The 15336-nt window shown below is 71.5% G+C and carries 2 protein-coding genes; both read left to right on the top strand.

All coding sequences use genetic code 11. The features are described from left to right. Positions 1–19: 19 nt before the first annotated feature. On the top strand, positions 20–14101 hold the full coding sequence (locus OHQ87_RS13135; RefSeq protein WP_328348252.1) for a type I polyketide synthase: 14082 nt from the start codon (positions 20–22) through the stop codon (positions 14099–14101). 157 nt (positions 14102–14258) lie between these two features. Beyond that, positions 14259–15110 carry a metallophosphoesterase family protein gene (locus tag OHQ87_RS13130; protein ID WP_328348250.1) on the top strand — a complete coding sequence of 284 codons (852 nt, stop codon included), beginning with the start codon at positions 14259–14261 and terminating at the stop codon, positions 15108–15110. The last annotated feature ends 226 nt before the right edge of the window (positions 15111–15336 follow it).

Here is a 15336-nt window from a genome sequence, read left to right as displayed (position 1 = left end):
CGCGACAGGTGAATCCCCGATGGCGAACGAAGCCAAGCTCCGTGAGTACCTCAAGCGCGTCACCGCCGATCTCCACGAGACCAGCGAACGCCTGAAGGCGGTCGATGCCAAGAACCACGAGCCCATCGCGATCGTCGGGATGAGCTGCCGTTACCCCGGCGGGGTCCGCTCGCCCGAGCAGCTCTGGGACCTCGTCGCCACCGCCACCGACGGCATCACCGGATTCCCCGTCGACCGGGGCTGGGACATCGACCGGGCGTACGACCCGACGGGGGAGCGGCGGGGCAGCACGTACGCCCGCGAGGGCGGATTCCTGCACGACGCCGGGGACTTCGATCCCGAGCTGTTCAAGATCTCGCCGTACGAGGCCCTGGCCATGGACCCGCAGCAGCGGCTCATGCTCGAGGCGTCCTGGGAGGCGATCGAGGACGCCCGGGTCGACCCGCTCTCCCTGCGAGGCAGCCGCGTCGGCGTGTTCGCCGGCATGATGTACCACAACTACGCCGCCGGACTGGACGAGGTCCCGGAGACCCTGGACGGCTTCATCGGCGGTGGCACCGCCAGCAGCGTCCTCTCCGGCCGGGTCGCCTACACCTTCGGGTTCGAGGGGCCGGCGCTCACCGTCGACACCGCCTGCTCGTCCTCACTGGTGGCGTTGCACCTGGCGGTGCAGTCCCTGCGGTCCGGCGAGTGCACGCTCGCGCTGGCCGGCGGCGTCACCGTGATGACCACCCTGGAGACGTTCATCGACTTCAGCCGGCAGCGCGGCCTCGCCCCGGACGGGCGGTGCAAGTCGTTCGCCGAAGGCGCCGACGGGACCGGCTGGTCCGAGGGCGTCGGGATGCTCCTCGTGGAGCGGCTCTCCGACGCCCGGCGCAACGGCCACCGCGTCCTCGCCGTGGTGCGGGGCACCGCGGTCAACCAGGACGGTGCGTCGAACGGGCTGACCGCGCCGAACGGCCCGGCCCAGCAGCGGGCCATCCGACAGGCGCTCGCGGCGGCGCGGCTGTCGACCCTGGACGTGGACGTGGTCGAGGCCCACGGCACCGGGACGACTCTTGGTGATCCGATCGAGGCGCAGGCGTTGTTGGCGACGTACGGGCAGGGGCGGGACGGGCATGAGCCGTTGCTGTTGGGGTCGGTGAAGTCGAATATCGGTCATACGCAGGCGGCGGCGGGTGTGGCGGGTGTGATCAAGATGGTGCTGGCGATGCGGCACGGTCTGGTTCCTCCGTCGTTGCATGTGGATGTGCCTTCGTCGAGGGTGGATTGGTCGGCGGGTGCTGTGGAGTTGGTGGCGGGGTTGCGGTCGTGGCCGGTGGTGGGTCGGCCGCGTCGGGCGGCGGTGTCGTCGTTCGGTATCTCCGGCACGAATGCGCACGTGATCGTCGAACAGGCTGAGGCGGAAGCCGACGCAGCGCAGGCGGCGGTCGGCGTGGACCTGCCGGTGGTGCCGTGGTTGGTGTCGGGGCGGTCGGTGGAGGCTCTGGCCGGTCAGGCGGGTCGGTTGGCTGGATTTGTGTCGGAGCAGGCTGGCCTGTCGCCGGTGGATGTGGGTTGGTCGTTGGCCAGTTCGCGGGCGGCGTTGGAGCACCGGGCGGTGGTGTTGGGTGGCAGCGCCGGCGATCTGTCGGCCGGGTTGGTGGCGCTGGCCGGGGGTGAATCGAGGCCTGGCCTGGTGACGGGTGAGGTGGTGTCGGGTCGTCTGGGGTTGGTGTTTGCGGGTCAGGGTGCGCAGCGGTTGGGGATGGGTCGGGAACTCTACGACCGGTTTCCGGTGTTCGCGGATGTGTTCGATCGGGTGTGTGGGTTGTTCGAGGGTCGGCTTCCGCGTTCGTTGCGGGAGGTGGTGTTCGCCGGGCCGGGGTCTGATCTGGCGGGTTTGTTGGATCGGACGGTGTTTGCGCAGGCGGGGTTGTTCGCGGTGGAGGTGGCGTTGTTTGAGTTGTTGTCGTCGTGGGGTGTGAGCGTCGACGTTGTGGCGGGTCATTCGATCGGTGAGGTGACGGCGGCGTGGGTGGCGGGGGTGTTGTCGTTGGAGGATGCGTGTGCTCTCGTTGCGGCGCGGGGTTCTTTGATGCAGGCGTTGCCGGCTGGTGGGGGCATGCTGGCCGTTGGTGCCACCGAGGCCGAGGTGCGGGCTGTCGCGGGTGCCGGTGTGGATGTGGCGGCGGTGAACGGTCCGGCGTCGGTGGTGTTGTCGGGTCTGGTCGACGAGCTGGATCGGGTGGCGGGGTGGTGTGTTGGGCGGGGTTGGCGGGTGAAGCGGTTGTCGGTGAGTCATGGGTTTCATTCGCGGTTGATGGAGTCGATGCTCGATGAGTTCCGGGCCGCGATTGCGGGTCTGGCCTGGTGTGCGCCGAGGTTGCCGGTGGTGTCGAATCTGACCGGTGGGGTGGCGGATCCGGTGGAGATCGCGGGTCCGGATTATTGGGTGCGGCATGTTCGTGAGGCGGTGCGGTTCGCCGACGGGGTCGCCACGTTGTATGGGCTGGGTGTGACCACGGTTCTGGAGGTGGGTCCGGATGCGACGTTGACGGCGATGGCTGCCGACATTCCGGCTGACCGGGCGGTGCATCTGGTTCCCGTGCTGCGCCGGGACCAGTCGGAGACGACGGCTCTGGTCACCGCCCTGGCTCGACTGCACGTGACCGGGACTCCGGTGGACTGGGCGGGCTGGTTCACCCATACCGGCGGCCAGCCGCGCACTGTCGACCTGCCCACCTACGCCTTCCAGCGACAGCGGTACTGGCTCAACGCCCGCACGCGCGCCGCCGGTGCCGAGGGCCGTGTCACAGCTCCCCGCGACGAGACGTTCTGGCAGGTCATCGAGAACCAGGACGTCGAGACGCTCGCCGCCACCCTCGCCGTCGACCCCGGGGCCCCGCTCGGTGCCGTGCTCCCCGCACTCTCCGCGTGGCGACGCCGCCAGGAGACCGACTCGACCGTCGACTCGTGGCGGTACCGGGTCGCCTGGCAGCCGCTTCCCGACAGCACCCGCCCGGAGATCGGGGACCTCCTCCTCGTCGTGCCCGCCGAGCCGGAGGGAACCGCCGGGGAGTGGGCGGCGGCACTCACCGCGCCCGGCGTACGGGTGCTGCCGGTGGCCGCCGGAATCGACCGGGCCCGCCTGGCGCAGGAGTTGACCGGGGCGTACGCCGAGGGACAACCCGGTACCGTCCTGTCCCTGCTCGCCCTCTCCTCCGGCACGCATCCCGACTCCGCCTCCGTGCCGGCCGGCCTCGCCGCCACTGTCACCCTCGCCCAGGCCCTCGGCGACGCCGGGACCGCCGCCCGACTCTGGATCGCCACCCGGGGCGCGGTCTCCGTCGACCCGCGTGAGGGCCTCGTCGACCCCGACCAGGCGATGCTCTGGGGCTTCGGCGGTGTGCTGCGTGCCGAGCACCCCCACCGCTGGGGTGGCCTCGTCGACCTGCCCGGGACGCCGGACGCGCGGGGCGTACGGCTGCTGCGCCGGCTGCTCGGCGGTGAACGCACCGAGGACCGGCTCGCCCTCCGGGCCACCGGCGCGTACGCCAAACGGCTGGTCCCCTCCGGTCAGCCGGCCGGTCCCGGCCGTAGCTGGACCCCACGTGGCACGGCGCTCGTCACCGGCGGTACGGGTGCGCTGGGCGGCCACGTCGCCCGTGCCCTCGCGGCGGCGGGTGCCGAGCACCTGCTGCTCGTCAGCCGGCGCGGTCCGGACGCCCCCGGTGCCGGCACCCTGGCCGAGGAGTTGACCGGGCTGGGCACCCGGGTCACCGTCGCGGCCTGCGACGTGGCGGACCGGGACGCGCTGCGCGACCTGCTCTCCACCGTCCCCGCCGACCTGCCGCTCACCACCGTCGTACACACCGCTGCGGCACTCGACGACACGCTGGTCGACGCTCTCACCGTGGCGCAGATGACGACCGCCCTGCGCGCCAAGGTCGACGCCGCCCGGAACCTCGACGAGTTGACCCGCGACCACGAGCTGTCGGCGTTCGTCCTGTTCTCCTCCCTGGCCGGCACCATGGGCGGCCCCGGGCAGGCCAACTACGCTCCCGGGAACGCCTGGCTCGACGCCCTCGCCCGACGCCGTCGCGCCGAAGGACTGCCCGCCACCTCCGTCGCCTGGGGCCTGTGGGCCGAGGGTGGGGTCAGTGCCGGCGGCTTCGAACGCCGGATGGCCCGCAACGGCATCGCGGCGATGGACCCCGCGACGGCTGTCCGCGCCCTCACCCGGTCACTAGAGCACGACGAGACCCACCTGGTGGTCGCCGACGTCGACTGGAACCGGGTGGCGGCCAGCGCCGTCGGTGGTCGGCCCGATCCGCTGATCCGGGACCTGCTGACCGCACCGCAGGTCACCGACGCCGCCACCGCCGACCGGGCCGGCGGTGGCAGCGCCCTGCGACACCGTCTCGCCGGGCTCTCCGAGAGCGAACAACTCGACGCCCTGCGCGACGTGGTGCGCGTCGAGGTCGCGGCGGTGCTCGGCCACGGCAGCGCCGACCAGGTGCCGGCCGAGCGCGCCTTCCGGGACCTCGGCTTCACCTCCCTGACCGCCGTCGAGCTGCGTAACCGGCTCGACGCCGCCACCGGGCTCACGCTGCCCACGACCCTCGCCTTCGACCACCCCAACCCCACCGCGCTGGCGGCCCACGTCCGTACCGAGCTGCTGGGCGGGCATGCCCGGCCCGAGACGCCACACCCGGTGGTACGCCCCGTCGACGACGACCCGATCGTCATCGTCGGCATGGGCTGCCGGTTCCCTGCCGGGGCCGGATCGCCGGAGGAGTTCTGGCGGCTGCTCGCCGACGGCGTCGACGCGATGTCCGACTTCCCCACGAACCGGCACTGGGACCTGGCCGCCCTCTACCACCCCGACCCGGACCACCCCGGGGCGTCGTACGTCACCCAGGGTGCCTTCCTGGACGACGCGGGAGCGTTCGACGCGGAGTTCTTCGGCATCTCGCCCCGCGAGGCGACCGCCATGGACCCGCAGCAGCGGCTGCTGTTGGAAGTCTCCTGGGCGGCGATCGAGGACGCCCGGATCGACCCGGACGCCCTGCGTGGCAGCCGCGTCGGTGTCTTCGCCGGCACGAACGGGCAGGACTTCGACAACCTCATCCGCCACGGCGGCGAAGACCTCGCCGGGTACGGCGCCACCGGTGCCTCCGCCAGCGTGCTGTCGGGGCGGGTGTCGTACTCGTTCGGGTTCGAGGGGCCGGCGGTCACCGTGGACACGGCGTGTTCGTCGTCGCTTGTGGCGTTGCATCTGGCGGTGCAGTCGTTGCGGTCGGGGGAGTGCGATCTGGCATTGGCCGGCGGCGTGACCGTGATGTCCACCCCGGGTGCCTTCGTGGAGTTCTCCCGGCAGCGGGGGCTCTCCGCCGACGGGCGCTGCCGGTCGTTCGCGGACTCGGCGGACGGCACGGGTTGGGGCGAGGGCGTCGGGGTGCTGTTGGTGCAGCGGCTTTCCGACGCGCGCCGCGATGGCCGTCGAATCCTCGCCGTGGTGCGGGGTAGTGCGGTGAATCAGGATGGTGCGTCGAACGGGTTGACGGCGCCGAACGGTCCGTCTCAGCAGCGGGTGATCCGGCAGGCTCTCGCGAATGCCCGTCTGGGCGCGGCGGATGTGGACGTGGTGGAGGCTCACGGCACGGGTACGACGTTGGGTGATCCGATCGAGGCGCAGGCGTTGTTGGCGACGTACGGGCAGGGGCGGGACGAGCCGTTGTTGCTCGGTTCGGTGAAGTCGAATATCGGTCATACGCAGGCGGCGGCGGGTGTGGCGGGTGTGATCAAGATGGTGTTGGCGATGCGGCATGGTGTTGTTCCTCCGTCGTTGCATGTGGGTGTGCCGTCGTCGAGGGTGGACTGGTCGGTGGGGGCGGTGGTGTTGGCGACGGAGGCGATGCCGTGGCCGGTGGTGGATCGGCCGCGTCGGGCGGCGGTGTCGTCGTTCGGTATCTCCGGCACGAACGCGCACGTGATCATCGAGCAGCCCGAGGCCGAGGCCGAGCCGGTGTCGGCTTCGTCCCTCGCGTCGGTGGATGCCGGGTCAGCGGCTGGTTCGCTGCCGGTGGTGCCGTGGTTGGTGTCGGGGCGGTCGGTGGAGGCTCTGGCTGGTCAGGCGGGTCGGTTGGTGGGGTTCGTCGGGGAGCACGCCGGGTTGTCGCCGGTGGATGTGGGTTGGTCGTTGGCGACGAGTCGGGCGGCGTTGGAGCATCGGGCGGTGGTGTTGGGTAGCAGCGCCGGTGACCTGTCGGCCGGGTTGGCGGCGCTGGCCGGGGGTGAATCGAGGCCTGGCCTGGTGACGGGTGAGGTGGTGTCGGGTCGTCGGGCGTTGGTGTTCGCGGGTCAGGGTGCGCAGCGGTCCGGCATGGGTCGGGAACTCTACGACCGGTTTCCGGTGTTCGCGGACGTGTTTGATCGGGTGTGTGCCCTGTTCGAGGGTCGGCTTCCGCGTCCGTTGCGGGAGGTGGTGTTCGCCGAGGAGGGCACTGATCTGGCGGGCTTGGCGGATCAGACGGTGTTCACGCAGGCGGGGTTGTTCGCGGTGGAGGTGGCGTTGTATGAGCTGTTGTCCTCGTGGGGTGTGACCGCCGATGTTGTGGCGGGGCACTCGATTGGTGAGGTGGCGGCGGCGTGGGTGGCGGGGGTGTTGTCGTTGGAGGATGCGTGTGTCCTGGTGGCGGCGCGGGGTTCGTTGATGCAGGGGTTGCCGGCTGGTGGGGGCATGCTGGCGGTTGGTGCTTTTGAGGCCGAGGTGCGGGCTGTCGCGGGTGGTGGTGTTGATGTTGCGGCGGTGAACGGTCCGGCGTCGGTGGTGTTGTCGGGTCGGGTCGACGATCTGGATCGGGTGGCCGGGTGGTGTGCCGAGCGGGGTTGGCGGGTGAAGCGGTTGTCGGTGAGTCATGGGTTTCATTCGCGATTGATGGAGCCGATGCTCGATGAGTTCCGGGCTGCTATTGCGGGTTTGAATTGGGGTGCGCCGCGGTTGCCGGTCGTCTCGGGCGTGACCGGTGGGGTGGCGGATCCGGTGGAGATCGCGGGTCCGGATTACTGGGTGCGGCATGTTCGTGAGGCGGTGCGGTTCGCCGACGGGATCGCCACGTTGTACGGGCTGGGTGTGACCACGGTTCTGGAGGTGGGTCCGGATGCGACGTTGACGGCGATGGCTGCCGACATTCCGGCCGACCGGGCGGTGCACCTGGTTCCCGTGCTGCGCCGGGACCAGCCGGAAACGAGCAGTCTCATGACCGCGCTGGCCCGACTGCACGTGACCGGCACTCCGGTGGACTGGGCGGGCTGGTTCACCCACACCGGCGGCCGGCCGCGCACCGTCGACCTGCCCACCTACGCCTTCCAGCGCACCTGGTACTGGCCGGAGGTGACGGCGGCCGGCGGCACGACCTTGCGCTCGGACGGCGACGTCGACGAGCGGTTCTGGGCGGCGGTGGAGCAGGAGGATCTGGCCGGGCTGGGGGAGGAGTTCCAGCTCGACGCCGATCAGCCGTTCAGTGCGCTGCTGCCGAAGCTGGCCCGCTGGCGGCGGGAGGGACGGCAGCGTTCCACCGCCGACTCGTGGCGCTACCGGGTCGAGTGGCGGCCAGCGGCGTCCGTACCGAAGGCGGACCTGACCGGGACCTGGCTGGTGCTGGCAGCGTCGACGCAGACCGACCACCCCGTGATCGCCGGCCTGGCCGGGCACGGGGCCGAGGTCGTGACGGTGCTCCTCGACCCGACGGCGCTTGGCCGTGACGAGGTAGCCGACCGGCTGCGTGCCGCCGTATCCCACCCGGACGACCTCACCGGAGTGGTGTCGTTGCTGTCGCTCGCGGGTGCGGGTGTAGGTGACGCGCTGGCGGTGGTCCAGGCGTTGGGTGACTGCGGTGTGGGTGCCCGGGTGTGGTGGGTGACGCGCGGTGCGGTCTCGGTGCGCAGGGCCGACGAGCCCGTGGATCCGGTCGGAGCTGCGGTGTGGGGTCTCGGTCGGGTGGTGGCGTTGGAGGAGCCGCGCCGGTGGGGCGGTCTGGTGGATCTGCCGCAGGAGATGGACGAGCGGGCGGTCCGCCGGTTCTGCGGAATGCTGACGGCCGGCGGCAGCGAGGACCAGCTCGCCCTGCGCTCCTCGGGGGTGTTCGTCAGGCGGTTGGTGCGTGCGTCGGGTGATCCGGTGCGTCGGGTGTTCGGGTTGTCGGGGACGGTGTTGGTCACCGGTGGTACGGGGGCGCTCGGTTCGCGGGTGGCGGAGTGGGTGGTCGGTGCGGGTGCGGGGCATGTGGTGTTGGCGAGTCGGCAGGGTGGGCGGGCGTCTGGTGTGGTGGAGTTGGTGGAGCGGTTGCGGGTGGCGGGGGCGCGGGTGACTGTGGTCGCGTGTGACGTGGCTGATCGGGCGCAGGTGTCGGCGTTGTTGGAGGGTTTGGCGGGGCAGGGCGATCCGGTCCGCGCCGTCGTGCACGCCGCCGGCGCCCCCCAGTTCACCCCGCTGGCCGAGACCGGTCGGGACGAGTTGGCCGAGGTGCTCCGGGCCAAGGTCGACGGCGCGGTCCACCTGGACGAGTTGTTGCCCGACGGGTTGGACGCGTTCGTGGTGTTCTCCTCGATCGCGGGTGTGTGGGGTTCGGCGGGGCAGGCCGGCTACGCGGCGGCCAACGCCTTCGTGGACGCACTCGTCGCACGCCGTCGTGGCCGGGGTGCTGTCGGCACCGCCGTGGCGTGGGGGCCCTGGGCCGGCGGAGGCATGGCCGTGCGGGGCGAGGCGCAGGAGCAACTGGCCCGGCGTGGTCTGCCGGCGATGAGGCCCGAGTTGGCGGTCGCCGCGTTGCAGGGTGCCCTGGACCGGGACGACGTCTCGGTGGTCGTCGCCGACGTGGCCTGGGACCGGTTCGCGGCCTCCTTCACCGCCCTGCGCCCCAGCCCGCTGCTCGAGGAGATTCCCGAGGCGCGACCCGCGCGGACCGACGCCGACGGGGACACCGGCGACGGTACGCAGTTCGGCCGTCGGCTCGCCGGCATGACAACCACCGAGCGGGACGATTACCTGCTCGACCTGGTCCGGACTCAGGCTGCCGCCGTGCTCGGGCACGCGACGCCGGACGCCGTACCGGCCGACCGGGCGTTCCAGCGTCAGGGCCTCGACTCGCTCACCGCCGTCGAGTTGCGTAACCGGCTCACCGCCGAGACCGGCCTGACCCTGCCCAGCACCCTGGTCTTCGACCACCCGACACCGCTGCTTCTGGCAGCCCAGCTGGGCACCGAACTGACCGGCGCACCGGCGTCGGCGGTGGCCGAGGGCCGGCCCGTCGCGGTCGACGACGACCCGATCGTCATCGTCGGCATGGGCTGCCGCCTGCCCGGCGGTGTCGACAGCGCCGACCAGCTCTGGGAACTGCTCACCGAGGGCCGGGACGGCATCTCCGACTTCCCGCTCGACCGGGGCTGGGACAGCTTCCTCGACGGCCAGCTCACCGACACGTCCTTCCCCCGCCAGGGCGGCTTCGTCTACGACGCGGGAGCGTTCGATGCGGAGTTCTTCGGCATCTCGCCCCGCGAGGCCCTGGCCATGGACCCGCAGCAGCGGCTGCTGCTGGAGGTGTCCTGGGAGGCGATCGAATCCGCGGGCGTGGACCCGTCGCGCCTCAAGGGCGAACGGGTCGGCGTCTTCGCGGGCGCCAGCTTCCAGGGGTACGCCTCGACAGCGATGGGTCGGGACCAGGAGGTCGGCGGTCACCTGCTCACCGGCAGCGCGACCAGCGTGCTGTCGGGGCGGGTGTCGTACTCGTTCGGGTTCGAGGGGCCGGCGGTCACCGTGGACACGGCGTGTTCGTCGTCGCTTGTGGCGTTGCACCTGGCGGCGCAGTCGCTGCGGTCGGGGGAGTGCGATCTGGCCCTGGCCGGTGGCGTGACCGTGATGGCCTCCCCGGCCACCTTCGTCGAGTTCTCCCGGCAGGGCGGCCTCGCGCCGGACGGGCGGTGCAGGTCGTTCGCCGAGGGCGCCGACGGGACCGGCTGGTCCGAGGGCGTCGGGGTGCTGTTGGTGCAGCGGCTTTCCGACGCGCGCCGCGATGGCCGTCGAATCCTCGCCGTGGTGCGGGGTAGTGCGGTGAATCAGGATGGTGCGTCGAACGGGTTGACGGCGCCGAACGGTCCGTCGCAGCAGCGGGTGATCCGGCAGGCTCTCGCGAATGCCCGTCTGGGCGCGGCGGACGTGGATGTGGTGGAGGCGCACGGTACGGGTACGACTCTTGGTGATCCGATCGAGGCGCAGGCGTTGTTGGCGACGTACGGGCAGGGGCGGGACGGGCATGAGCCGTTGCTGTTGGGGTCGGTGAAGTCGAATATCGGTCATACGCAGGCGGCGGCGGGTGTGGCGGGTGTGATCAAGATGGTGTTGGCGATGCGGCATGGTGTTGTTCCTCCGTCGTTGCATGTGGATGTGCCGTCGTCGAGGGTGGACTGGTCGGCGGGTGCTGTGGAGTTGGTGGCGGGGTTGCGGTCGTGGCCGGTGGTGGATCGGCCGCGTCGGGCGGCGGTGTCGTCGTTCGGTATCTCCGGCACGAACGCGCACGTGATCATCGAGCAGCCCGAGGCCGAAGCGGTGCCGGTTTCGTCTGCGGCATCGGTGGAGGCGGGACCAGCGGCTGTCGATCTGCCGGTGGTGCCGTGGTTGGTGTCGGGGCGGTCGGTGGAGGCTCTGGTCGGTCAGGCGGGTCGGTTGGCCGGTTTCGTCCGGGAGCGGGCCGGGTTGTCGCCGGTGGATGTGGGTTGGTCGTTGGTGACGAGTCGGGCGGCGTTGGAGCATCGGGCGGTGGTGTTGGGTGCGACCGGCGGTGACCTGTGTGCGGGGTTGGAGGCGTTGGCCGGTGGTGCTGCCGAGTGGGCCGGCACGCTGATGGTCGGGCAGGCTGTGTCTGGTCGTCTGGGGTTGGTGTTCACGGGTCAGGGTGCGCAGCGGTCCGGCATGGGTCGGGAACTCTACGACCGGTTCCCGGTGTTCGCGGATGTGTTCGATCGGGTGTGTGGGTTGTTCGAGGGTCGGCTTCCGCGTTCGTTGCGGGAGGTGGTGTTCGCCGGGCCGGGGTCTGATCTGGCGGGTTTGTTGGATCGGACGGTGTTTGCGCAGGCGGGGTTGTTCGCGGTGGAGGTGGCGTTGTTTGAGTTGTTGTCGTCGTGGGGTGTGAGCGTCGACGTTGTGGCCGGGCATTCGATTGGTGAGGTGGCGGCGGCGTGGGTGGCGGGGGTGTTGTCGTTGGAGGATGCGTGTGTGTTGGTGGCGGCGCGGGGTTCTTTGATGCAGGCGTTGCCGGCTGGTGGGGGCATGCTGGCGGTGGGTGCTTCTGAGGCCGAGGTGCGTGAGTTGGTTGGTGGTGGTGTGGATGTGGCGGCGGTGAATGGTCCGGCGTCGGTGGTGTTGTCGGGTCTGGTGGAGGATTTGGATCGGGTGGCGGGGTGGTGTGTTGGGCGGGGTTGGCGGGTGAAGCGGTTGTTGGTGAGTCATGGGTTTCATTCGCGGTTGATGGAGCCGATGCTCGATGAGTTCCGGGCCGCGATTGCGGGTCTGGCCTGGTGTGCGCCGAGGTTGCCGGTGGTGTCGAATCTGACCGGTGGGGTGGCGGATCCGGTGGAGATCGCGGGTCCGGATTACTGGGTGCGGCATGTTCGTGAGGCGGTGCGGTTCGCCGACGGGGTCGCCACGTTGTATGGGCTGGGTGTGACCACGGTTCTGGAGGTGGGTCCGGATGCGACGTTGACGGCGATGGCCGCCGACATTCCGGCTGACCGGGCGGTGCATCTGGTTCCCGTGCTGCGCCGGGACCAGCCGGAGACGACGGCTCTGGTCACCGCGCTGGCTCGACTGCACGTGACCGGGACTCCGGTGGACTGGGCGGGCTGGTTCACCCACACCGGCGACCGGCCCCGCACTGTCGACCTGCCCACCTACGCCTTCCAACGACAGCGTTACTGGTTGTACGACACGCCGCCGGCCGTCGTCCCCTCCGCAGTGCCCGCGTCGGAGACCGACCAGCGGTTCTGGGCGGCGGTGGAGCAGGAGGATCTGGCCGGGCTGGGGGAGGAGTTCCAGCTCGACGCCGATCAGCCGTTCAGTGCGCTGCTGCCGAAGCTGGCCCGCTGGCGGCGGGAGGGACGGCAGCGTTCCACCGCCGACTCCTGGCGCTACCGGATCGACTGGACGGCCGTACCGGACGCCGAGCCGGCGCTGTCCGGCACGTGGCTGCTGCTGGTGCCGTACCTCGGTCTGGACGGTGCGGTGCTCGCGGCCGTGACCGAAGGACTGACCGCGGCTGGCGGGCAGGTCCGGACGGTGACGCTCGATGGTCCGGCCGACGACCGCGAGCCGGTGGCGAAGGCGCTCCGCGACGTCGGCGAGGTCGCCGGAATCGTCTCGTTGCTGTCGCTCGCCGGTGCGAGCGTCGGTGCGGCGCTGGCAACGGTCCAGGCGTTGGGTGACTGCGGTGTGGGTGCCCGGGTGTGGTGGCTGACCCGGGGTGCGGTCTCCGTCGGGCGCTCCGATGCCGTGCCGGATGCCGTCGGGACTGCGGTGTGGGGTCTCGGTCGGGTGGTGGCGTTGGAGGAGCCGCGTCGGTGGGGCGGTCTGGTGGATCTGCCGCAGGTGGTGGATGGCCGGGTTGTCCGTCGGCTGGCCGGGGTGCTGGCCTCCGGTGTCGAGGACCAGGTGGCGGTGCGGCCGTCGGGGGTGTTCGTCAGGCGGTTGGTGCGTGCGTCGGGTGATCCGGTGCGTCGGGTGTTCGGGTTGTCGGGGACGGTGTTGGTCACCGGTGGTACGGGGGCGCTCGGTTCGCGGGTGGCGGAGTGGGTGGTCGGTGCGGGTGCGGGGCATGTGGTGTTGGCGAGTCGGCAGGGTGGGCGGGCGTCTGGTGTGGTGGAGTTGGTGGAGCGGTTGCGGGTGGCGGGGGCGCGGGTGACTGTGGTCGCGTGTGACGTGGCTGATCGGGCGCAGGTGTCGGCGTTGTTGGAGGGTTTGGCGGGGCAGGGTGACCCGGTCCGCGCCGTCGTGCACGCCGCCGGGGCGGCGCAGTCCGTTCCGCTGGCCGAGATGACCGCCGGGGAACTGGCCGAGGTGCTCCGGGCCAAGGTCGACGGCGCGGTCCACCTGGACGAGTTGTTGCCCGACGGGTTGGACGCGTTCGTGGTGTTCTCCTCGATCGCGGGTGTGTGGGGTTCGGCGGGGCAGGCCGGCTACGCGGCGGCCAACGCGTACCTCGACGGGCTGGTCGCGCGGCGCCGGGCCGGTGGCCGCGCCGGCACCGCAGTGGCCTGGGGCCCCTGGGCCGGTGCCGGCATGGCCCAGGGCGAGCAGCAGGAGCAACTGGCCCGGCGTGGTCTGCCGGCAATGAGGCCCGAGTTGGCGGTCGCCGCGTTGCAGGGTGCCCTGGACCGGGACGACGTCTCGGTGGTCGTCGCCGACGTGGCCTGGGACCGGTTCGCCGCCTCCTTCACCGCCCTGCGCCCCAGCCCGCTGCTCGACGGCATTCCGGAGGCCGGTGCCGCCGGCCAGCCGGAGACGCCAGCGGCGGACACCGGGGCACCGCAGGCTCTGCGGGACCGGCTCACCGCCGCGGGCGAGGCCGAGCGGGAGCGCATCCTGCTCGACCTGGTACGCGGCACCGCGGCCACCGTCCTGGGGCACCGCACCCCGGCGGCGATCCGGGCCGGCCGGGGCTTCCTGGAACTCGGCTTCGACTCGCTCACCGCCGTGGAGCTGCGCAACCGGCTCACCGCCGAGACGGGTCTGACCCTGCCGACGACCCTGGTCTTCGACCACCCGTCGCCGGCGGCGCTCGCCGCGCACCTGCGCGCCGAGTTGGTGCCGCACGCGGCGGCCGGCCCGGTCGTCGCCGAGATCGAGCGGCTCGACCAGCTCCTGCGCGCGGTCCCCGACGACCGGCGCGACGACGCGGAGATCACCCGCCGGCTGGAGGACCTGGTGGCCCGGTGGCGGGGCGGCACGTCCCCCGTGGCAGCCGCTCCGGCACCCGCCGGGGACGAGGGCGACGTAGCCGACGACCTGGCCAGCGCCACCGAGGACGACGTCTTCGACATCATCCAGCGGGAGTTCGGCAAGTCGTGACCATGGTCCGCCCTAGGGGTGCGCCGCGCGCACCTAGGGGTGTGCCACCACCTGACGGGCTCCGTAGGGTCGGAGCCCGTCAGGTGGTCGTCCCCGGCCGGCACGCGGGACGGACGGTGGGGTGCGCGCGGGTGCCCGCAGGTACGGGAGGTTCCGGGTGACCCACGTCCGTCAACTGCTGGCGATCAGCGACCTCCACGTCGTGTACGCGGAGAACCGCGCGATCGTCGAGGGCCTGCGCCCCGGTAACGACGGGGACTGGTTGATCGTCGCCGGTGACGTCGGCGAGTTCGTCGCCGACGTCGAGTGGGCGCTCGGTCTGCTCAGCGAGCGCTTCGCCAAGGTGATCTGGGCACCGGGCAACCACGAGCTGTGGACGCCTCGGGACGACGCCGTGCAGTTGCGTGGCGAGGCGCGTTACCGGCACCTGGTCGAGCTGTGCCGCCGGGTGGGTGTGGTCACACCGGAGGATCCGTACCCGGTGTGGGACACCGACGGCGACCCCGTCCTCGTCGCCCCGCTCTTCGTCGGCTACGACTACACGTGGCGGCCCCCGGGGACGTACACCCGGGAGCAGGCGTTGGCGCTGGCGCACGAGACCGGTGTCGTCTGCACCGACGAGATCCTGCTGCACCCGGACCCGTATCCGAGTCGGGACGCCTGGTGCCGGGCCCGGGTCATCCAGACCGAGCGGCGGCTCGACGCGGAGCGTGGGAGGCTGCCCACCGTCCTGGTCAACCACTACCCGCTGGTCCGTGAGCCGACCCGCATCCTGCGGTTCCCCGAGTTCGCCCAGTGGTGCGGCACCGATCTGACGGCGGACTGGCACCTGCGCTACGAGGCCCGCGTGGCCGTGTACGGGCACCTGCACATCCCCCGCACCACCTGGTACGACGGGGTGCGTTTCGAGGAGGTGTCGGTCGGCTACCCGCGTGAGTGGCGTCGTCGTGCCACCCCTCCCGGCCGGTTGCGGTCCCTCCTGCCGACTCCCGCCGGGTACTCCGCCTGACGGTGCACCGCAAGAGCGTCCGGGAACGTCTCGACCGCCCTCATCCTGCTGTTTTCCGCTGCTCCGATGGCCCGTCCGGCCGGGCTGAATGAGGGGTCCGTAGGGGTTGGGCGGCAGTTCACCGCTCAGTACCGTCCACTCACGTTAGCGGTCGGATACCGGCATCCCCAGGGCGGACGGTGCGGTGGTGTGCGGTTGGTCAGCGGTGAGGGACGGACATTGATGC

Source organism: Micromonospora sp. NBC_00421 (genome assembly GCF_036017915.1).
In the GTDB taxonomy this organism is placed as follows: domain Bacteria; phylum Actinomycetota; class Actinomycetes; order Mycobacteriales; family Micromonosporaceae; genus Micromonospora.
This window is presented reverse-complemented; position numbering and strand designations above follow the sequence as displayed.

Excerpts from the sequence above, each read along its gene's own strand:
- OHQ87_RS13135 (WP_328348252.1), top strand. The coding sequence starts at position 20 with ATGGCGAACGAAGCCAAGCTCCGTGAGTACCTCAAGCGCGTCACCGCC.